Consider the following 21,463-nt stretch of genomic DNA (forward strand, 5'->3'; position numbering starts at 1 on the left):
TAATGATGAGGTTTGTGAATGCCCCGCAGCACCTGGTTCAGCGCATTACTGTTGTTCGTCGCCCTTTGGGTTCCCGTAAGTCAGGCAGATACCGGTTGGCAGCCTTTAGCTGAAACCATCCGTAAAAGCGATAAAGACACCCGTCAGTATCAGGCCGTGCGCCTTGATAACGGCATGGTTGTGCTGCTGGTATCCGATCCTCAGGCCGTGAAATCCCTTTCTGCACTGGTAGTCCCCGTGGGCTCGCTGGAAGATCCGGACGATCATCAGGGACTGGCGCACTATCTCGAACACATGTGTCTGATGGGCTCGAAAAAATACCCACAGCCGGACAGCCTGGCTGAATTCCTGAAAATGCACGGCGGTAGCCACAATGCCAGCACTGCGCCTTATCGTACGGCCTTCTATCTTGAAGTCGAAAACGACGCGCTGGTGGGGGCGGTGGATCGCCTGGCGGATGCTATTGCCGATCCATTGCTGGATAAAAAATATGCCGACCGCGAGCGTAACGCGGTTAACTCCGAGCTGACACTGGCGCGTACCCGAGACGGGATGCGTATGGCGCAGGTGAGCGCTGAGACGATCAACCCGGCGCACCCAGGTTCGCGTTTCTCTGGCGGGAATCTTGAGACATTAAGCGATAAACCGGGCAACCCGGTGCTGCAAGCATTACAAAAATTTCATGAAAAGTACTACTCTGCGAACCTGATGAAGGCGGTGATTTATAGCAATAAACCGCTGCCAGAGCTGGCGCGGATAGCGGCTGACACCTTTGGGCGCGTACCGAACAGGAATATCGCAAAGCCTGAGATTACCGTCCCGGTCGTCACTGATGCGCAAAAGGGCATCATCATCCACTATGTTCCGGCAATGCCGCGTAAAGTATTGCGCGTCGAGTTTCGTATCGATAACAACAGCGCGCAGTTCCGCAGTAAAACCGATGAACTGGTGACCTACCTGATTGGCAATCGTAGCCCGGGCACGTTGTCTGACTGGCTGCAAAAGCAGGGCCTGGTTGAAGGTATTCGCGCAGACTCCGATCCGGTGGTCAACGGGAACAGCGGCGTATTAGCCATTTCCGCGACGTTAACCGACAAGGGGCTGGCGAACCGCGATGAAGTTGTCGCGGCAATCTTTAGCTACCTCAATTTGTTACGCGAGAAAGGTGTCGATAAACGCTATTTTGACGAGCTGGCGCACGTGCTGGATCTCGATTTCCGTTATCCCTCCATCACCCGTGATATGGACTACGTGGAATGGCTGGCTGATACCATGATCCGCGTTCCCGTCGAGCATACGCTGGATGCGGTGAATATTGCTGACCAATATGATGCGAAAGCCGTTGAGCAACGTCTGGCAATGATGACGCCGCAGAATGCGCGTATCTGGTATATCAGCGCGAAAGAGCCACATAATAAAACCGCTTATTTTGTCGATGCGCCTTACCAGGTGGATAAAATCAGCGACAAAACCTTTGCCGACTGGCAGCAAAAAGCGCAGGGCATTGCGCTGTCGTTACCGGAGTTGAACCCCTACATTCCGGATGATTTCACGCTGATAAAGACGGATAAAAAATACGCTCACCCAGAGCTGATTGTTGATGAGCCGGATTTACGCGTGGTGTATGCCCCGAGCCAGTATTTTGCCAGCGAGCCGAAGGCTGACGTCAGCGTGATCCTGCGTAACCCGAAAGCCATGGACAGCGCCCGCAACCAGGTCTTATTCGCCCTGAACGATTACCTGGCAGGGATTGCGCTCGATCAGTTAAGTAACCAGGCATCGGTAGGTGGAATTGGTTTCTCTACCAACGCTAACAATGGGTTGATGCTTAACGCCAACGGCTACACTCAACGTCTGCCGCAGCTTTTTCAGGCGCTGCTGAGTGGCTATTTCAGCTATACCTCAACGGACGAACAGCTGGAACAGGCGAAATCCTGGTATGCCCAGATGATGGATTCCGCAGAAAAGGGTAAAGCTTACGATCAGGCTATTATGCCGGTGCAGATGCTTTCTCAGGTGCCGTACTTCTCCCGCGACGAGCGCCGTAAGCTGCTGCCTTCCATCACCCTGAAAGAGGTGATGACCTACCGCGACGCTTTAAAAACCGGTGCGCGACCTGAATTCCTGGTCATTGGCAATATGAGCGAAGCTCAGACGACGAGCATGGCGCGGGATATCCAAAAACAGCTTGGTGCGAACGGATCACAGTGGTGTCGCAACAAAGATGTGGTTGTGGACAAGAAGCAGTCCGTCATCTTTGAAAAAGCAGGCAGCAGCACGGATTCAGCGCTGGCCGCGGTATTTGTGCCAACCGGATACGATGAATACGCCAGTTCAGCCTACAGCGCTATGTTAGGTCAGATTGTTCAGCCGTGGTTCTACAATCAGCTGCGTACTGAAGAACAGTTAGGCTACGCCGTATTTGCTTTCCCGATGAGTGTTGGCCGTCAGTGGGGAATGGGGTTCCTGCTGCAAAGCAGTGATAAGCAGCCGTCTTACCTCTGGGAGCGTTATAAAGCGTTCTTCCCGACGGCGGAAGCGAAGCTGCGGGCGATGAAACCTGAAGAGTTCGCGCAAATTCAGCAGGCGATTATTGCGCAAATGCTGCAGGCGCCGCAAACGCTGGGGGCAGAAGCCTCACAGTTAAGCAAAGATTTTGATCGCGGCAATATGCGCTTCGATTCACGTGATAAAATAGTGGCTCAGATTAAACTGCTGACGCCGCAAAAACTTGCCGACTTCTTCCATCAGGCGGTGGTTGAGCCGCAAGGCATGGCGATATTGTCACAGGTTTCCGGCAGTCAGAATGGGAAAGCAGAATATGTGCACCCGGAAGGCTGGAAAGTGTGGCAGACCGTCAGCGCGTTGCAGCAAACCTTACCCCTGATGAGTGATAAGAATGAATGATGCCGCTGAGTCCCTTGATCCACTGCGCTTGCCCCTGACGGGCGAGCGCCTGATTGAAGCCTCTGCGGGCACCGGTAAAACCTTTACCATCGCCGCCCTATATTTACGTTTACTGCTTGGACTGGGCGGCTCTGCCGCCTTTCCTCGTCCTCTTACCGTCGAAGAACTGCTGGTGGTCACCTTCACCGAGGCGGCTACCGAAGAGTTGCGCGGTCGAATTCGTAGCAATATTCATGAACTGCGAATTGCCTGTCTGCGTGAAACCACCGACAACCCGCTATATGCCCGTTTGTTAGATGAAATTGCCGATAAAAAACAGGCCGCGCAGTGGCTGCTATTGGCTGAAAGACAGATGGATGAAGCGGCGGTGTTTACCATCCACGGCTTTTGTCAGCGTATGCTCAGTCTCAATGCCTTTGAGTCAGGCATGCTGTTCGAACAGCAACTGATAGAAGATGAATCGCTGCTGCGCTATCAGGCCTGCGCGGACTTCTGGCGTCGGCACTGCTACCCGCTGCCCCGCGACATTGCGCAGGTGGTTTTTGAAACGTGGAAAGGACCGCAAGCGCTGCTGAGAGATATCGATCGCTATCTGCAGGGGGAAGCGCCGGTTATCAAGGCGCCACCGTCTGATGACGAAACGCTGGCCTCCCGGCATGAACAAATTCTCGCGCGCATTAACCAGATCAAGCAGCAATGGTGTGATTCTGTTGATGAGCTGGATGGCCTGATGGAAGCCTCCGGAATTGACCGGCGTAAATTTAATCGCGGTAATCAGGGCAAGTGGATCGAAAAGATCAGCGCGTGGGCGCAGGAAGAAACACAAAGTTACCAGCTTCCTGACGCGTTGGAGAAATTCTCACAGCGTTTTCTGGAAGAGCGCACCAAAGCGGGCGGGATAACCCCTCAGCACCCGCTGTTTGTCGCTATTGATGAACTGCTTAGCGAACCGTTAACTCTCCGCGATCTGGTGATCACCCGGGCGCTGGCGGAGATCCGCTCGGCAGTTGCCGAGGAAAAACGTCGCCGTGGCGAGCTGGGTTTTGACGATATGCTCAGCCGTCTGGATGCGGCGTTGCGCAGTGAAAGCGGCGATGCGCTGGCGACGGCTATTCGTACTCGTTTCCCGGTCGCCATGATCGATGAATTCCAGGATACCGATCCACAGCAGTACCGTATTTTTCGTCGGATCTGGCAGCATCAGCCGGATACCGCACTGCTGCTAATTGGTGATCCGAAACAGGCAATTTACGCGTTTCGCGGCGCGGATATCTTCACCTATATGAAGGCGCGCAGCGAAGTCAGCGCACACTATACGCTTGATACCAACTGGCGTTCGGCCCCCGGCATGGTCAATAGCGTGAATACGCTTTTCAGCCAGATGGACGACGCCTTTATGTTCCGCGAAATCCCTTTCAGCCCGGTAAAATCCGCAGAAAAAAACCAGGCGTTACGGTTTGTTTTGCACGGCGAAACGCAGCCAGCTATGAGTATGTGGCTGATGGATGGAGAAAGTTGCGGCGTAGGCGATTATCAGAGCTACATGGCCCAGGTGTGCGCCACACAAATTCGCGACTGGCTTAAGGCCGGGCATTCTGGCGCAGCGCAACTGGTCAGTGGCAAAGCATCCAGCCCGGTACGCGCGTCAGATATCAGCGTACTAGTGAGAAGCCGCCAGGAGGCGGCGCTGGTCCGTGATGCGCTGACGCAACTGGCCATTCCCTCTGTCTACCTCTCCAACCGTGACAGCGTATTTGAAACGCTGGAAGCGCAGGAGTTGCTATGGGTGCTGCAGGCGGTGATGACGCCGGAACGTGAGAACACGTTGCGTAGCGCGCTGGCGACCTCAATGATGGGGTTGAATGCGCAGGATATTGAAGCGTTAAATAACGACGAGAATGCCTGGGATGCGGTGGTCGAAGAATTCGACGGCTATCGTCAGATCTGGCATAAACGCGGCGTGATGCCGATGCTACGTGCGCTGATGACGGCTCGCCAGATTGCAGAGAACCTGCTGGCGACGGCGGGAGGCGAACGTCGACTGACCGACATTTTACATATCAGCGAACTGTTGCAGGAAGCGGGCTCGCAGCTGGAAAGCGAGCATGCGCTGGTGCGCTGGTTGTCCCAGCATATTCTTGAACCCGACAGCAACGCGTCCAGCCAGCAGCTCAGGCTGGAAAGCGACAAGCATCTGGTTAAAATCGTCACCATCCATAAATCGAAAGGGCTGGAGTATCCGCTGGTCTGGCTGCCGTTTATCACCAATTTCCGCGTTCAGGATCAGGCTTTCTACCACGATCGTAGCTCTTTTGAAGCCGTGCTGGATCTCAGCGATGCTGAGGAGAGCGTTGAGCTAGCCGAAGCAGAGCGTCTGGCGGAAGACCTGCGTTTGCTGTATGTCGCGCTAACCCGTTCGGTATGGCACTGCAGCCTTGGCGTTGCGCCGTTGGTACGACGTCGGAGCGATAAAAAAGGGGATACCGATGTGCATCAGAGCGCCCTTGGTCGCCTGTTGCAAAAAGGTGAGCCGATGGATGCCGTGGGTCTGCGTAGCGCGATTGAAGCGCTTTGTAGCAACGATATTGCTTGCCAGACTCCCGCGCAGCCTGACGGTGAACCCTGGCAGGTTGTGCAGGCTGTTAGCAGCGAACTGAGTGCGAAAATACTGCAGCGTAAGCCCGGCGATAGCTGGCGCGTGACCAGTTATTCCGGTCTGCAACAGCGTGGACAGGGTATCGCGCAGGATCTGATCCCGCGACTGGATATCGATGCCGCAGGCGTCGGTGAGGTTATTGAAGAGTCAGGACTTACACCGCATCAGTTCCCGCGCGGCGCTTCGCCGGGTACGTTCTTGCATAGCCTGTTTGAAGATCTCGATTTTACGCAACCGGTGGATCCGCATTGGGTCGAGGAGCAACTGGCGTTGGGCGGTTATGACGCACACTGGACGCCGGTTTTGACCGAATGGCTGGACGCTATTTTGCAGGCGCCTCTCAACGAGACGGGCGTGAGTTTGAGCCAACTTTCCGCGCGAGAAAAACAGGTGGAGATGGAGTTTTATCTGCCGATTTCGCAGCCGTTGATGGCCAACCAGCTTGATGCGTTAATTCGCCAATACGATCCGCTATCGGCGGGGTGCCCTACGTTGGACTTTATGCAGGTTCGCGGCATGCTGAAAGGCTTTATTGACCTGGTATTCCGCCACCAGGGGCGTTATTACCTGCTCGATTACAAATCGAACTGGCTGGGCGAAGACAGCTCCGCCTATACGCAGCAGGCAATGGCCTCTGCCATGCAGGCGCATCGCTACGACCTTCAATACCAACTTTATACCCTCGCGCTGCATCGCTACTTACGCCATCGCATTGCTGATTACGATTATGAACGCCATTTTGGCGGCGTTATCTATCTCTTCCTGCGCGGCGTTGACAGTGAAAATCCGCAGCAGGGAATTTACGCGACCCGACCTGACGGAGAGTTGATTGCGTTGATGGACGAGATGTTTGCCGGTGCGGTGCAGGAGACGATGTTATGACAATCCAGAAACGATTTCTGGAGGCTGTTGAGCAAAAACAGCTCCGGCCTCTGGATGCTCAGTTCGCGCTGGCGGTTGCCGGAAGTGACAACCCTGCCGTTGCGCTGGCTGCGGCGTTGCTCAGTCGTGAAGCGGGAGAAGGGCACGTCTGCTTACCGCTTTCACGGTTATCTCTGAGCGAGGACGCGCATCCTCTGTTAAGCGCCTGGCTCGCTGAAACGGGCGAGCCAGAAGACTGGGCGGAATGTCTGCTGGCTTCCAGTGCGGTAAGCCGTGGCGAGCAACCCACGCCGCTGGTGCTGTACGGCGATCGCTTGTATCTGAACCGGATGTGGCACAACGAACGTACGGTAGCTCGCTTTTTCAGTGAAGTGAACCACGCCATTGAAGTGGATGAACAACGGTTGACCCACACGCTGGCGGCGCTGTTTCCGCCATCGGAGGGGGTTAACTGGCAAAAAGTAGCCGCTGCTGTTGCGCTCACCCGCCGGATATCGGTGATCTCAGGCGGACCGGGGACGGGAAAAACGACAACGGTCGCAAGGCTGCTGGCGGCGTTGATTCAAATGGCAGACGGTGAGCGCTGTCGTATTCGACTGGCGGCGCCAACGGGAAAAGCGGCTGCGCGCCTGACCGCCTCACTAGGCGCGGCGCTACGAGAACTACCGCTAACCGATGAGCAAAAGAAACGCATCCCCGATGACGCCAGTACGCTGCATCGATTATTAGGCGCTCAGCCTGGCAGTCAGCGCCTGCGTCATCATGCGGGAAACCCGCTGCATTTGGATGTGCTGGTGGTGGATGAAGCCTCGATGATTGATTTGCCGATGATGTCGCGCCTTATCGATGCGCTGCCGCCGCACGGACGGGTGATTTTTCTGGGCGATCGCGACCAGCTCGCTTCCGTCGAAGCGGGGGCCGTGCTGGGGGATATCTGTGCTTTCGTTGGTGACGGGTTTACCCCGGAACGCGCCCGCCAGCTCAGTCGCCTGACCGGGAGCGCTATTCCTGCCGGTTCGGGAATTCAGGCAGCAGCGTTGCGCGACAGTCTGTGCCTGCTGCAAAAGAGCTACCGTTTCGGCAGCGATTCCGGAATCGGTCAGTTGGCTGCGGCAATTAATCGCGGCGACAAAACTGCGATAAAAACGGTGTTCCAGCAGGGATTTAGCGACATCGAAAAAAGCACGCTACACAGCAGCGAGGATTATGCCGCGATGCTGGATGAGGCGCTGGCGGGATATGGGCACTACCTGGATTTGTTGCACGAGGGTGCGGAGCCGGGGGCTGTCATTCAGGCCTTCAATGAGTATCAACTGCTATGCGCCCTGCGGGAAGGTCCGTTTGGCGTTAGTGGTTTGAATGAACGCATTGAGCAGGTGATGGCGCAAAAACGTAAAATTCATCGTTCGACGCATAGCCGCTGGTATGAGGGAAGGCCGGTGATGATCGCGCGCAATGACAGTTCGCTGGGATTATTTAACGGTGATATCGGCATTGCCCTCGACCGTGGACAGGGCCTGAGGGTGTGGTTTGCGCTGCCGGATGGTTCTATCAAATCGGTGCAGCCCAGCCGCTTGCCTGAACATGAAACCACCTGGGCGATGACGGTGCACAAATCGCAGGGATCTGAGTTTGACCACGCGGCGTTGATTTTACCCAGCCAGCATTCACCCGTGGTTACCCGCGAGCTGGTTTATACCGCTGTTACCCGTGCGCGTCGTCGTCTGTCGCTGTACGCCGATGAGCGGATATTAAGCCGCGCCATTGCCACCCGCACTGAACGCCGCAGCGGGCTGTCAGCATTATTTAATGACGGCATGATGTAGATGTAGGCCGGATAAGGCAGTTATGCCGCATCCGGCAACCACTCCTATGCCAAATCCGCCATCAGCACTTTTGACCGCCGCTGATAGTTGTACATCTCTTTCTTGCTTTCCGGCAGCAGGTCGATATCCACCGGCGTGAAGCCGCGCTCCTGGAACCAGTGGATGCTGCGTGTGGTTAACACAAACAGCTTGCTCAACCCCATTTGCCGGGCCTGCGCGGCGATTCGTTCCAGCAACACTTCCCCGCGTGACGAGCTACGGTAGTCCGGATGCACTGCTACACACGCCATTTCGCCAATCCTCTCTTCCGGGAAAGGGTACAGAGCGGCGCAGGCGATGGTCAGGTTATCGCGCTGAATAATGGTGAATTTGTCGATCTCCATTTCCAGTTGTTCGCGGGAGCGGCGGACCAGAATGCCTTGTTGTTCCAGCGGGCGGATAAGCTCCAGAATCCCGCCGATATCGTTAATGGTAGCGCGACGGATCTGCTCGGCGCTTTCCATTACGATCTGCGTACCGATCCCGTCGCGGGAGAACAGTTCCTGCAGCAATGCGCCATCTTCCTGATAGCTGATCAGATGGCAACGGCGTACGCCACTGCGACAGGCCTTCACTGCCCCGCGCAGGAAGCGCACCGTGCCGGAGCTGTAATCGCCTTTCTCTTCCTGCAACTCAACGCGAGCCTGAGCTTCGTTAGGGAACAGCTCGGAAATAATATCGCCGTCATCGTTGGTGACACCCTGAGAGGAGCAAAAGCCGATCATTTTCTCGGCCTTCAGTTTGATAGCCAACTGCGTGGCGACCTCTTCTGACGTCAGGTTAAAGCTCTCACCGGTGACGGAAACGGCAACCGGGCCCATCAGCACAATTGCGCCGCTGTCTAACTGGCGGTGAATGGCCTCTTCATCAATACGACGAATACGCCCGCTATGGCAGTAATCTACGCCGTCATCAACACCCAGCGGCTGAGAGATAATAAAATTACCGCTGACCACATTGATGTGAGCACCCTGCAATGGCGTATTATTCAGGCTCATCGACAGACGGGCGGTAATATCAAGCTGAAGTAACCCCGCAGCCTGTTTGACCAGTTCCAGCGTTTTAGCGTCGGTAACGCGCGTATTTTTGTGGTACACCGGTTCATGATGATGTGCCGCAAGATTGGCATCAATCTGCGGTCGTGCGCCATAGACCACGACCAGGCGGATGCCGAGGCTATGAAGAAGCCCAATGTCATTGACGATACTGGAAAAGTTTTCATGCTCGATGGCTTCGCCGCCCAGCATAATGACAAACGTTTTTCCCCGATGGGTATTGATATAGGGAACAGAATGGCGGAATCCCTGTACCAGTTCGGTTCTACGCTCCTTCACCACGGCACACCCTCATTGCATGATTATTCGTAATTTGTGTATTTTTATTCTGTTTTTGCGCTGTGCGCAAGCGTAATTTTTACCCATGCCGAAGATTTTTCTCAGTAATGCCGTGAATATAAAAAGAATGTTTACCCTTTTATAGATGACAGATTATGCGTCATTCGCTAAAGTTTCCGGTCAATTCGGACGTTTTACGTATTACCTCTAAAAAAGATTTCTTTGCTCGGGAGAAGCATGTCGGGATCCAATTCAGCAATCAGTCGCCGCCGTTTATTGAAAGGTGCGGGTGCTATGTGGCTTTTGAGCGTCAGCCAGGTGGGTCTGGCGGCCGTGAGTCAGGTCGTTGCCGTACGTATCTGGCCTGCGTCCAGCTACACTCGCGTCACGGTAGAATCTAACCGTCTGCTGAAATACAAACAGTTTGCCCTGAGTAATCCTGAGCGTGTGGTTGTGGATATTGAAGACGTTAATTTGAACTCGGTGCTCAAGGGCATTGGGACGCAGATTCGTCCTGACGATCCGTATATTAAGTCGGCGCGCGTTGGCCAGTTTGATCCAAAGACCGTGCGGATGGTGTTCGAGCTGAAACAGAATGTGAAGCCGCAACTTTTTGCGCTGGCTCCGGTGGCAGGCTTTAAAGAACGTCTGGTGATGGATCTCTATCCCGCGAATGCCCAGGACGTTCAGGATCCGCTGCTGGCATTGCTGGAAGATTACAATAAGGGCGATCTGGATAAACAGGTGCCACCTGCACAAAGTGGCCCGCAGCCGGGTAAAGCGGGGCGCGATCGTCCCATTGTCATTATGCTGGATCCAGGCCACGGCGGAGAAGACTCCGGTGCGGTGGGGAAATACAAGACGCGTGAAAAGGATGTGGTGCTGCAGATTGCCCGCCGCCTGCGAGCCCTCATAGAGAAAGAGGGCAACATGAAGGTCTTTATGACACGAAATGAAGATATCTTCATTCCGCTTAAAGTCCGCGTGGCGAAAGCGCAGAAGCAGCGTGCTGACCTGTTTGTCTCTATTCACGCCGATGCCTTTACCAGTCGACAACCCAGCGGTTCGTCGGTGTTTGCGCTCTCGACCAAAGGTGCGACCAGTACCGCCGCGAAATATCTGGCGCAGACCCAGAACGCCTCGGATCTCATTGGTGGTGTCAGTAAGAGCGGTGACCGCTACGTCGACCACACCATGTTCGACATGGTGCAGTCGCTGACCATCGCCGACAGCCTGAAGTTTGGTAAAGCGGTATTGAGTAAGCTTGGCAAAATCAACAATCTGCACAAGAACCAGGTTGAACAGGCCGGGTTTGCGGTACTAAAAGCGCCGGATATCCCGTCTATTCTGGTCGAAACGGCATTTATCAGTAACGTTGAGGAAGAGCGCAAACTCAAAACGGCGACCTTCCAGCAGGAAGTTGCAGAGTCTATTCTGGCAGGGATTAAAGCCTACTTCGCCGATGGGGCGACGCTGGCGAGAAGGGGATAACAAAAAAGCGCTGAAAAGCGCTTTTTTTATGGGCGGCAGAAACAAAAAAACACCCGTTAAGGTGTTTAATGTGTTGGTTGCGGGGGCCGGATTTGAACCGACGACCTTCGGGTTATGAGCCCGACGAGCTACCAGGCTGCTCCACCCCGCGTCACCGTACTGCTTATATTTTATCAAATTTGATTGGTTGCGGGGGCCAGATTTGAACTGACGACCTTCGGGTTATGAGCCCGACGAGCTACCAGGCTGCTCCACCCCGCGTCCGTCTTTTTGCTTCGTATTTCAAACCACATCAGCGTTGGCTTTCCTCGTTCACCTCAGTCACTTACTGGAGTAAGCTCCTAAGGATTCACTGCGTCGCCGCCTTGCTGTGATTCGAACTACTTTGCAAAAATCTTACATCAAATTTTAATTGGTTGCGGGGGCCAGATTTGAACTGACGACCTTCGGGTTATGAGCCCGACGAGCTACCAGGCTGCTCCACCCCGCGTCCGTGGATGCGCACTATACTCTGCTCGCATTTTCATGCAACCCTTTTTTCACCTTGATCACGTTTTTAGGGTGAAAATGAACAAAAACAACGCATTCTGGATTATTTTTTGCTCGAAATTTGCGTTCGGGTATGTATACGCATTTCATTAGGTTCGGGGGTTTGTTATCTTCGTCTCGCATTCAGGCAACATAAGACGAGAACAATGAAAGGACGTTGGGCAAAATATCTTCTGGCGGGAGCTGTAGTCGCGATGCTCGCCGCGTGTTCCTCAAAACCCACCGATCGTGGGCAGCAGTATAAAGACGGGAAATTTACCCAGCCTTTCTCACTGGTGAACCAGCCTGATGCGGTTGGCGCGCCAATCAATGCCGGTGATTTCGCCGAGCAGGTTAATCAAATTCGCAGCGCTTCGCCACGTTTGTACGGCAACCAGAGCGACGTCTACAACGCTATCCAGCAATGGTTACGTGCGGGCGGTGATACGCGCAGTATGCGCCAGTTTGGTATTGATGCCTGGCAAATGGAAGGGGCGGACAACTACGGTAACGTCCAGTTTACCGGTTACTACACACCGGTTATCCAGGCGCGCCATACGCGCCAGGGCAAGTTTCAGTATCCTATCTATCGCATGCCGCCAAAACGTGGGCGCTTACCCTCTCGTGCCGAGATCTACGCGGGCGCGCTAAGCGACAATTATATTCTGGCATACAGCAACTCCCTGATGGATAACTTCATTATGGATGTTCAGGGCAGTGGTTACATCGATTTTGGCGATGGCAGCCCGCTCAACTTCTTTAGCTATGCCGGGAAAAACGGCCACGCCTATCGCAGTATCGGTAAAGTGCTTATCGATCGTGGCGAAGTGAAAAAAGAAGATATGTCGATGCAGGCTATTCGCCACTGGGGTGAAACGCACAGCGAAGCCGAAGTGCGTGAGCTGCTGGAGCAGAACCCATCGTTTGTCTTCTTTAAACCGCAATCTTTTGCTCCGGTAAAAGGGGCCAGCGCGGTGCCGCTGATTGGCCGCGCGTCCGTAGCTTCTGACCGTAGTATCATTCCTGCGGGCACAACGTTACTGGCAGAAGTCCCGTTACTGGACAATAACGGCAAGTTTACTGGCCAGTACGAACTGCGCCTGATGGTGGCGTTAGATGTGGGTGGGGCTATTAAAGGGCAACACTTCGATATCTATCAGGGTATTGGCGCTGACGCCGGACACCGTGCCGGGTGGTATAATCACTACGGTCGCGTATGGGTACTAAAAACAGCGCCGGGTGCGGGTAACGTGTTCAGCGGTTAATTGCCGGATGGCGCTTCGCTTATTAAGCCTACATTATTGAGTAGGCCTGATAAGGCGTAGCCGACATCAGGCAGTCAGACTGCTCGGTATTAATGAATTTGAGGTTCTATGTCTGTGGTTATTAGCGATGCCTGGCGCCAACGTTTTGGCGGTACGGCACGTCTGTATGGCGAAAATGCGTTGCAGCTGTTTGCCCAATCGCACGTTTGCGTGGTTGGGATTGGCGGAGTAGGGTCATGGGCGGCGGAAGCGCTGGCGCGAACCGGTATTGGCGCTATCACACTCATTGATATGGATGATGTGTGCGTCACCAATACAAACCGCCAGATCCATGCGCTGCGTGATAACGTCGGTCTGGCAAAAGCTGAAGTGATGGCGGAGCGTATCCGACAAATTAACCCGGAGTGCCGGGTGAACGTGGTCGATGATTTTGTTACGCCAGATAACGTTGCTGAATATATGAACGCGGGATTTTCGTACGTCATCGATGCGATTGATAGCGTGCGCCCAAAAGCGGCACTGATCGCGTACTGTCGGCGTAACAAAATTCCGCTGGTGACCACCGGTGGTGCTGGCGGACAGATCGATCCTACGCAGATTCAGGTCGTTGATTTGGCAAAAACCATCCAGGATCCGCTGGCGGCCAAGCTACGTGAGCGGCTGAAAAGCGATTTTGGCGTGGTGAAAAACAGCAAAGGCAAGCTGGGCGTGGACTGTGTGTTCTCGACCGAAGCGCTGGTTTACCCGCAGGCGGATGGCTCGGTATGTGCGATGAAAGCGACGGCGGAAGGGCCGAAGCGTATGGATTGCGCGTCCGGGTTTGGCGCGGCCACCATGGTGACAGCCACCTTTGGCTTTGTTGCTGTCTCCCATGCGCTGAAGAAGATGATGGCGAAGGCCGCGCGTCAGGCCTGATTGTGTCGGATGTCGCTACGCTTATCCGACCTACGGTTCGTGCAGTGTTGTAGGCCGGATAAGACGTATCTGCGTCGTCATCCGGTTTTCTGGGCCGCCTCGAGAATCGCCTCGTTCAGAGCATGTAGTCCCTGGCTACGCGAGGCGCTGAGCTGAGCGCGTAAACCCAGTTCATCAAATAACGCCATCGGCGCACGCGCCAGTAACTCGGCTGCCGTTTTACCTTCGACCGCGGTGAGTAATACCGCCAACAGCCCACGTACTATTCGACCTTCGCTGTCGCCGAAGAAATGCAGAGTGCCATTCTCATGAAGAGTATGCCCCAGCCAGACGCGGTTTTCGCAGCCCGCAATTTCTTTGGCCTGCGCCTTTAGCGCATCCGGGAGCGCCGGCAACTGCTTACCCAGCAGAATCAACTGGCGATATTTATCTTCCCACTGAGTAAGCGGGATAAAGGTATTGCGTAACGTCTCTTCGGTTACGGTTGTGCCAAACGGGTGTCCGGCGAACAGAGGGCTTGTCATTAATCCACCAATATTTCCAGCGCGCGGTCGACGGCTGCGACCAACGCTTCCACATCGCTTTGGGTATTATAAGGGGCAAATGAGGCGCGTAGTGTTCCGGATACGCCAAGTTCCGCCAGCAGCGGCTGTGCGCAGTGTTGCCCCGCGCGCAGCGCAATGCCATATTCGGCCAGCAGAGTGACCATATCGCTGTGATGAACACCCGCGAAATCAAAGGCTAACAGACTGGAGTCCTGGCAGCGGAAGGAACGAAAGCCAGGGCGTTTCGCCAGGGCATCTTCTGCCAGCGTCGCCAGACCCCGGCTCCAGTTTTCGGCCTGCGCAACGTCGACGTCCGCCAGCCATTCGAGCGCCGCGCTTAGCCCGATAACGCCTGCAACGTTAGGCGTACCGGCTTCCAGCTTCCATGGTGCGGGCTGAGTGGTGAAACCGTCAAAACTGACTTCGCTAATCATCTTACCGCCCCCAAGCCAGGGAGACATGGCTTCCAACAGTTCCGGCTTACCGTACAGCACGCCAATACCGGTGGGGCCATATAGCTTGTGGCCTGAAAACGCATAGAAATCAATATCCAACTGCTGTACATCGGCAGGGTAATGCACAATCCCCTGGGCACCATCAACCATCACCACCATGCCAGCCGCATGGGCGAGCGTAATGGCGCGGGCCAGATCCGGGCAGCCACCGGTGACGTTCGACATTTGCCCGAGCGCCAGAATGCGGCTGCGCGGGGTAATGAGCTGCGTGAGGCGCTCAACGTCTGGCAATAAATGGGGGGTGAGTGGGAGTTTGACGACCTTAGCCCCCGTTTGCTCCGCGACCATCAGCCAGGGAACGAGGTTGGCGTGATGTTCCGCTGCGCTAACGATAATCTCATCACCCGGTTGAAGGCGTGGACGCGCATAGCTTTGGGCAACCATGTTGATCGCTTCCGTTGTGCCGCGGGTCCAGACGATGGTTTTGTCATCCGACGCATTAATCAGGTGTGCGACTTTTTCCCGCGCGGCTTCATAGCGTGCGGTCAGGCGCTGGGCTTCAGCAAACTGGCTGCGATGGACGTTCCCGGCACTCAGGCTATAAAACTGATGGGTAGCCTCAATGACCGCCTGCGGCTTCAGCGCCGTAGCAGCGCTGTCGAGATAAACGCCAGCATCGTTGAGTGCGGGAAATTGTGCGCGAAAGTGCGCGGGGTTAAAAGCGTTCATGGTATTCCTCAGTTCAGTAAACCGATCGTGGCGCAAAAAGGGCATTGATACAAGGGTTGTGCTAACCATCGGAATACTCTGGATATCCTGGCAAAGCCCGTTCAGTGTCTTATGCTAAATAGTGTTAGGCGAATACTTTTGCCTGTTATGGAATTCATTTTTTTAGCATAAATCGCTTTAAGGAGAAGAAGATGAAAAAGACTGCCGCCATTATTTCTGCCTGTATGCTGACTTTTGCCCTGAGCGCCTGTTCTGGTTCGAATTACGTGATGCACACCAATGATGGCCGCTCAATCGTAGCTGATGGTAAACCACAGACCGATAATGAGACGGGGATGATTTCGTATAAAGACGCTAACGGCAACAAACAGCAGATTAACCGTACTGATGTGAAAGAGATGGTAGAACTGGATAACTAACCGGTCGTCCATCGACAAAGAGTCGGACAAAAAAAAAGCACCGCAATTTGGCGGTGCTACATTAATCACTATGGACAGACAGGGTAAATGTACAGGAAGTGAAAAAGGGTAGCTTTGCTACCATGGTCTGAATCGCAGACCAATTGCAAACACAACAACACAACATCACAACCGTAAGCCAAAAGCCCACCAGAACACGCATTCCGATAAAACTTTTCGTTCCGGCTTCAGGAAGTGCCGCCACTATAGGTATTTGCTGGTAGAACCTCAACGGACAATTTATAATGGCTCAGATAAAAAAAACTAATAGGTTACAGCCTGTTAGCTAATTGTTAAATTCATTTAACATCAAAGCCTAAAAGTCATGTCAAAACGATTACCACCCTTAAATGCGTTACGTGTTTTTGATGCTGCAGCGCGTCATTTAAGCTTTACTCGCGCAGCAGAAGAGCTTTTTGTGACGCAGGCCGCAGTAAGTCACCAAATCAAGTCACTTGAGGATTTTTTGGGGCTAAAACTGTTTCGTCGACGCAATCGATCTTTGCTGTTAACGGAAGAAGGTCAAAGCTACTTTCTCGACATTAAAGAGATTTTTTCGCAATTAACCGACGCGACGCGTAAACTTCAGGCACGCAGTGCAAAAGGTGCGCTTACCGTTAGTTTATTGCCCAGTTTTGCGATCCAATGGCTGGTGCCCAGACTCTCTAGCTTTAACTCAGCTTATCCGGGAATCGATGTCAGGATCCAGGCGGTGGACCGTCAGGAAGACAAACTGGCTGATGATGTTGATGTGGCGATTTTCTACGGACGCGGCAACTGGCCGGGTCTGCGCGTTGAAAAATTGTACGCAGAATATTTATTGCCGGTCTGCTCTCCGCTGTTGCTTACCGGTGATAAACCGCTAAAGACACCGGACGACCTGGCAAAACACACGTTATTGCATGATGCGTCGCGACGAGACTGGCAAGCCTATACGCGCCAGCTTGGCCTGAATCATATCAACGTACAGCAGGGACCTATCTTCAGCCATAGCGCCATGGTGCTACAGGCTGCAATCCATGGACAGGGGATCGCGCTGGCTAACAACGTCATGGCGCAGTCCGAAATTGAAGCCGGACGTCTGGTCTGTCCGTTTAACGATGTTCTGGTCAGCAAAAACGCATTTTATCTGGTTTGTCATGACAGTCAGGCAGAACTGGGTAAAATAGCCGCCTTCCGTCAGTGGATTCTGGCGAAAGCGGCCACGGAACAAGAAAAATTCCGCTTTCGTTATGAACAATAATTTACGTAGGGTATTCAAATGACCAGCCGTTTTATGCTGATTTTTGCCGCCGTAAGTGGCTTTATTTTTGTGGCGTTGGGCGCCTTTGGGGCACATGTTCTGAGCAAAACCCTCGGTGTTGTTGAAATGGGGTGGATTCAGACCGGCCTTGAGTATCAGGCGTTTCATACGCTGGCTATCTTTGGCCTGGCCGTCGCCATGCAACGGCGCATTAGTATTTGGTTTTACTGGAGTAGCGTGTTTCTGGCATTAGGTACAGTGCTGTTTAGCGGCAGCCTGTATTGTCTCGCGCTCTCTCATTTACGCCTGTGGGCGTTTGTTACCCCTGTCGGCGGCTTCAGCTTCCTCGTAGGCTGGGCGCTGATGTTAGTGGGCGCTATTCGATTGAAACGTAAGGGCGTTAGCCATGAATAAGGTTGTATTGTTGTGTCGCCCAGGTTTTGAAAAAGAGTGCGCCGCAGAAATTACGGATAAAGCAGGACGCCGGGAAATCTTCGGTTTTGCCCGCGTGAAAGACAATGCGGGTTACGTCATCTTCGAATGCTATCAGCAGGACGATGCTGAAAAGTTAGTGAAAGAGCTGCCGTTTAGTTCGCTGATTTTTGCGCGTCAAATGTTTGTGGTGGGCGAGCTGCTGCAATACTTACCGCCGGAAGATCGTATTACACCGATCGTTGGCATGTTGCAGGGCGTGGTGGAAAAGGGTGGCGATCTGCGAGTAGAAGTTGCCGACACCAATGAAAGCAAAGAGCTGGTTAAATTTTGCCGTAAATTTACCGTACCGTTGCGTGCAGCGCTGCGCGAAGCAGGCGTACTGGCAAAGTATGAAACGCCAAAGCGTCCGGTGGTTCACGTCTTCTTTATCGCCCCTGGTTGTTGTTATACCGGCTATTCCTGGCCTGACAATAACTCACCGTTTTACATGGGGATTCCGCGTCTGAAGTTTCCAGCCGATGCGCCGAGCCGTTCAACGCTCAAGCTGGAAGAAGCGCTGCACGTGTTTATCCCTGCCGATGAATGGGATGAGCGTCTGGCGAACGGAATGTATGCGGTGGATTTAGGCGCCTGCCCGGGCGGATGGACCTATCAGCTGGTTAAACGCAACATGTGGGTTTATTCCGTGGATAACGGCCCGATGGCGCAAAGCCTGATGGATACCGGGCAGGTCACCTGGCTACGTGAAGACGGATTTAAGTACCGTCCGAATCGTAACAACATTTCGTGGATGGTCTGTGACATGGTGGAGAAGCCGGCGAAGGTTGCCGCGCTGATGGCACAATGGCTGGTCAACGGCTGGTGTCGTGAGACGATCTTCAACCTCAAGCTGCCGATGAAAAAACGCTACGAAGAGGTATCACAGAACCTGGCTTACATTCAGGCCCAGCTTGATGAACATGGCGTAAATGCCCAGATTCAGGCGCGTCAGCTGTATCATGACCGTGAAGAAGTAACCGTTCACGTACGTCGTCTGTGGGCTGCCGTCGGCGGTCGTCGCGACGAGCGATAAGGCTACAACCCAGGCCGGATGGCGGCGTAATCGCCCTATTCGGCCTGGATTGCTTCAACCAGCTGTGTATCTGAAACAATATGCGTCACATCATCCAGATGCCCAATTCTGGCCTCTCCCGAACGATTAAATTTACTTTTATCGATCAGTAATAAAGACTGCGATGCACGCTTAAGCAGAATGGATTTGAAGTCTGCGTTGGTTGCATTTGAGTCCCAGAGCGCACCGTCGCTGTCGATCCCTTCGCAGGAAAAAATAAACAGGTCAATCTCGAGTGGTTTTAGCTGCGAGATAAGCGAGGGATTAACGTAGCAACCGTATTTGCGCTCAAGGTGACCGCCGGAGCTGATAAGCTGAATGTGTTCACGTTTAGCCAATTCCTGGCAGATGGGCTGGCTGTTGGTAAAAACGTGAATGTTGATGTCCGGTAACTGTCGCGCCAGATACCAGCAGGTAGAGCTGGCGTCTAAGGCAATCACCATACCTTCTTCGATCCATGCCAACGCTTCACGGGCGATATCCGCTTTGTGCGCATAGTGGCTTTTGAGTCGAATATGAAATGGGTCACCGCTGTCCTGATTTTCCCGGTGAATAACTTTGGCCCGACCGTGGTTGCGTAACACTTTTCCCTGGGTCTGTAACTCGCTGAGATCGCGGCGGATGGTCTCTTTGCTGACGTTAAGCTGCAAAGCCAGGGCTTCGGTTGTCAGGCTTTTGTGGTTAGTAAGCAGATCTACGATTGCCTGCTGGCGCGCCGCTTTCATGTTCTGATCCTCATCTAATGATGAATGCCCGTACCTGACGGGCATTCTGACCAGAGATTACGGCGTTACCCCTTTTTTTAAAAGAATATTCCCGTACTTTGCCCGCTCTCCTGTGATAACGATCGCAAACGCCTTTTGTGCTCGTTCGTAAAAGGCATAGCGGTCAATACGCGTGATGTCCGGGCAGGGGGTCTGTAATGAAAGCGCCTGACGATAGCGAGCCTCAACGTCAGGGTCGAGAGTGTCGCCTTCAACCGCAGCCATCATCACCAGCGGTGGGGCGTAGCTGTCCAGTTCAAATAGCGGAATAAGCGCCCGCAGCAGATCGCTGACCAGCAGACCGTCAGCGCGGATGACCTGTGGCCCCATGCTGTTGGCCGGGAAGTGGGCATCGGAAAAGATAATCTCATCGCCGTGTCCCATTTCGGCCAGCACTTTCAGTAAGTCGGGGGAAATTAAGGGAGATATCGTTTTAAGCATGTTACTCGACTCCTGTGAGTTCGGATTCGGTTTGCGGATAGAAGTAACGGTACTGATAGCGCACCTGTTCGCGCGCCTGCTCCGGGGAGGTAAATTCCCCGATGCCTGACCAGGCAAACATTGCGGCGCCTGCCACGGTGGTTTCGGCATCATCCAGCACTTTGACAGGGATCCCGAGAACGTTCGCTTTGATTTGGTTCCACAAGATGTTGCGGCTGCCCCCGCCAACTAATAGCAGTTCAGTGGCCTGGAAATGGCCGATTTTTTCCAGCGTTTGCAGATTCCGCTGCAGCTGTTCTGTCAGTCCTTCCAGCGCGGCGCGATAAAAGTGTCCACGGGTAGTATTGAGGGTAACCCCTTGCCAGCCCGCATTCTGACAGGCCAGCAGGTCGCAGTGCATCTTCACCCCTTCGGCACCAGCGGGAATATCCCGAGCTTCATCAATCAACGTTTGCCAGGGCGTGTCCGCGGTCCATAACAGCTTTCGAACCCATTCAAGCACGCCGGAGGCCAGCCACTGCATACCGGGATTGTTAAGCCCAGCCTGACTATCCAGCTCACAGGTGGAGCCCGCATAATGACTGAGCAGGGAGGTATTTACCTGCGCACTGCGTACCATCAGAATTTCCCATGTGCCGGAAGAGAGTACCGGTTCATCCTGTTGGGCTCCTGCGCCAAATAGCGCAAACTGTGTGTCGTGTCCGGCAGAGATGACTGGAATACCCTCTGGAAGTCCGAGCTGGCTGGCGGCCTCGCGTTGCAGTACCCCAATTTGTTCGCCTGCTTCAACCAGGCGCGGAAACAGGCGACGCGGTATGCCTGTTGCCTGCAAAATGTCCTGGCTGAAATCACGTTGCTGGATATCCAGCATCTGGCTGGTTCCCGCCATGGTGATGTCAGTTGTGAACTCGCCGGTTAAACGTTGGTTGATAAGCGACGAGATAAACAGCCAGGCGTGCGCCTGTTCCAGTAATTGCGGGTGGTTCTCTTTCAGCCACACCAGTTTGTACAGCGTATTGAAGCTAAACGCCCCAACGCCGGAGATTTCCTGCAGCTGCTGCGGTGACATGTAGCGATGGATATTCTCCATTACCGCTGCGGTACGTGGGCATTTCCAGCTGATCACCGGGTACAGTTGTTTACCGTTCTTATCCACCAGCGCGCCGTCCACGCCGAAGGTGGTGACGGCGATCCCGCGAATTTGGCAGGCGGCCAATTGTGAGGAAAGCCGCTGACAGCAGTCGGCAAAGCGTTGCAGAATGGCCTCCAGCGACCATTGGTGCCAGGCACTGTTTTCTGCGGCGATGTCACTGGCGTTCGGGGTCGCTGCGCGGGCGACAATCTTCCCCTGTCGGTCAACGGCAATGGCCCGTACGTTGGTCGCGCCACAGTCGAGAACCAGAATAACCTCTTGTTTCATAATTGCTCCTGGGAGATTA

16 protein-coding genes and 3 tRNA genes are annotated in these 21,463 nt (G+C 54.0%); 10 read left to right on the top strand and 9 right to left on the bottom strand.

Going from position 1 to position 21,463, the window contains the following annotated elements:
- Positions 1-18: 18 nt before the first annotated feature.
- The 3 genes from ptrA to recD are packed head-to-tail and all read left to right on the top strand — an operon-like array spanning position 19 to position 8,271.
- Positions 19-2,907, top strand: coding sequence for a pitrilysin (gene ptrA / locus SK35_RS04740; RefSeq protein WP_032944851.1), 2,889 nt, complete (start codon positions 19-21; stop codon positions 2,905-2,907).
- Positions 2,900-6,445: an exodeoxyribonuclease V subunit beta gene (gene recB, locus SK35_RS04745; RefSeq protein ID WP_048215632.1), complete on the top strand. Its 3,546-nt coding sequence runs from the start codon at positions 2,900-2,902 to the stop codon at positions 6,443-6,445. The genes ptrA and recB overlap by 8 nt, the downstream gene beginning before the upstream one ends.
- Positions 6,442-8,271 (top strand): exodeoxyribonuclease V subunit alpha, encoded by a 1,830-nt coding sequence (gene recD, locus SK35_RS04750; protein ID WP_048215633.1) that lies wholly within the window; start codon positions 6,442-6,444, stop codon positions 8,269-8,271. Before recB ends, recD begins: the two co-directional genes overlap by 4 nt.
- A 44-nt stretch (positions 8,272-8,315) precedes the next feature.
- Here the strand turns inward: recD and argA are convergent, their stop codons facing one another.
- The gene (gene argA, locus SK35_RS04755) at positions 8,316-9,647 is read right to left on the bottom strand and encodes an amino-acid N-acetyltransferase (RefSeq protein WP_048215634.1); all 1,332 of its coding nucleotides are present in this window, start codon (positions 9,645-9,647) and stop codon (positions 8,316-8,318) included.
- A gap of 234 nt (positions 9,648-9,881) precedes the next feature.
- Between argA and amiC the strand changes: the two genes are divergently transcribed.
- On the top strand, positions 9,882-11,135 hold the full coding sequence (amiC, locus tag SK35_RS04760) for an N-acetylmuramoyl-L-alanine amidase AmiC (protein ID WP_048215635.1): 1,254 nt from the start codon (positions 9,882-9,884) through the stop codon (positions 11,133-11,135).
- 74 nt (positions 11,136-11,209) lie between these two features.
- On the opposite strand, the gene SK35_RS04765 is transcribed toward amiC, so the two are convergent.
- The 3 genes from SK35_RS04765 to SK35_RS04775 all read right to left on the bottom strand — a co-directional run bounded on the left by SK35_RS04765 (position 11,210) and on the right by SK35_RS04775 (position 11,625).
- A tRNA-Met gene (locus SK35_RS04765) sits at positions 11,210-11,286 on the bottom strand.
- Positions 11,287-11,319: 33 nt separating this feature from the next.
- A tRNA-Met gene (locus tag SK35_RS04770) sits at positions 11,320-11,396 on the bottom strand.
- A 152-nt stretch (positions 11,397-11,548) separates the two neighbouring features.
- Positions 11,549-11,625: transfer RNA gene (locus SK35_RS04775), tRNA-Met, on the bottom strand.
- A gap of 205 nt (positions 11,626-11,830) precedes the next feature.
- Here SK35_RS04775 and mltA point away from each other — a divergent pair.
- Together mltA and tcdA are read left to right on the top strand one after the other, a co-directional pair.
- Positions 11,831-12,928, top strand: a complete 1,098-nt coding sequence (mltA, locus tag SK35_RS04780; protein WP_048215636.1) for a murein transglycosylase A — start codon at positions 11,831-11,833, stop codon at positions 12,926-12,928.
- A gap of 108 nt (positions 12,929-13,036) precedes the next feature.
- The gene (gene tcdA / locus SK35_RS04785; protein WP_003825630.1) at positions 13,037-13,843 is read left to right on the top strand and encodes a tRNA cyclic N6-threonylcarbamoyladenosine(37) synthase TcdA; all 807 of its coding nucleotides are present in this window, start codon (positions 13,037-13,039) and stop codon (positions 13,841-13,843) included.
- 77 nt (positions 13,844-13,920) lie between these two features.
- Here tcdA and csdE read toward each other — a convergent pair whose 3' ends face one another.
- Entirely contained in the window at positions 13,921-14,367 is a 447-nt protein-coding gene (gene csdE, locus SK35_RS04790; RefSeq protein ID WP_048215637.1) for a cysteine desulfurase sulfur acceptor subunit CsdE, read from the bottom strand.
- Positions 14,367-15,572, bottom strand: a complete 1,206-nt coding sequence (csdA, locus tag SK35_RS04795; RefSeq protein ID WP_048215638.1) for a cysteine desulfurase CsdA — start codon at positions 15,570-15,572, stop codon at positions 14,367-14,369. Before csdA ends, csdE begins: the two co-directional genes overlap by 1 nt.
- Before the next feature lie 191 nt (positions 15,573-15,763).
- Here csdA and SK35_RS04800 point away from each other — a divergent pair, with 191 nt between their 5' ends.
- The 4 genes from SK35_RS04800 to rlmM all read left to right on the top strand — a co-directional run bounded on the left by SK35_RS04800 (position 15,764) and on the right by rlmM (position 18,780).
- Complete coding sequence (locus SK35_RS04800; protein WP_003840386.1) at positions 15,764-15,991, top strand: YgdI/YgdR family lipoprotein; 228 nt, start codon at positions 15,764-15,766, stop codon at positions 15,989-15,991.
- Positions 15,992-16,355: 364 nt separating this feature from the next.
- Positions 16,356-17,273 (top strand): glycine cleavage system transcriptional regulator GcvA, encoded by a 918-nt coding sequence (gene gcvA / locus SK35_RS04805; RefSeq protein ID WP_003034035.1) that lies wholly within the window; start codon positions 16,356-16,358, stop codon positions 17,271-17,273.
- An 18-nt stretch (positions 17,274-17,291) separates the two neighbouring features.
- The gene (locus SK35_RS04810; protein ID WP_003034037.1) at positions 17,292-17,687 is read left to right on the top strand and encodes a DUF423 domain-containing protein; all 396 of its coding nucleotides are present in this window, start codon (positions 17,292-17,294) and stop codon (positions 17,685-17,687) included.
- The gene (gene rlmM, locus SK35_RS04815) at positions 17,680-18,780 is read left to right on the top strand and encodes a 23S rRNA (cytidine(2498)-2'-O)-methyltransferase RlmM (protein WP_003034040.1); all 1,101 of its coding nucleotides are present in this window, start codon (positions 17,680-17,682) and stop codon (positions 18,778-18,780) included. Before SK35_RS04810 ends, rlmM begins: the two co-directional genes overlap by 8 nt.
- A gap of 35 nt (positions 18,781-18,815) precedes the next feature.
- Here the strand turns inward: rlmM and fucR are convergent, their stop codons facing one another.
- Genes fucR through fucK form a run of 3 tightly spaced genes read right to left on the bottom strand, consistent with a single transcriptional unit; the run spans position 18,816 to position 21,444 of the window.
- Positions 18,816-19,544, bottom strand: coding sequence for an L-fucose operon activator (gene fucR / locus SK35_RS04820; RefSeq protein WP_048215639.1), 729 nt, complete (start codon positions 19,542-19,544; stop codon positions 18,816-18,818).
- Between the two features lie 57 nt (positions 19,545-19,601).
- Complete coding sequence (gene fucU, locus SK35_RS04825) at positions 19,602-20,024, bottom strand: L-fucose mutarotase (RefSeq protein ID WP_048215640.1); 423 nt, start codon at positions 20,022-20,024, stop codon at positions 19,602-19,604.
- 1 nt (position 20,025) lies between these two features.
- Positions 20,026-21,444 carry an L-fuculokinase gene (gene fucK, locus SK35_RS04830; protein WP_008785697.1) on the bottom strand — a complete coding sequence of 473 codons (1,419 nt, stop codon included), beginning with the start codon at positions 21,442-21,444 and terminating at the stop codon, positions 20,026-20,028.
- Between the last annotated feature and the right edge of the window lie 19 nt (positions 21,445-21,463).

Origin of the sequence: Citrobacter sp. MGH105 (genome assembly GCF_001037485.2) — a bacterium.
Classification (GTDB): Bacteria; Pseudomonadota; Gammaproteobacteria; order Enterobacterales; family Enterobacteriaceae; genus Citrobacter; species Citrobacter portucalensis.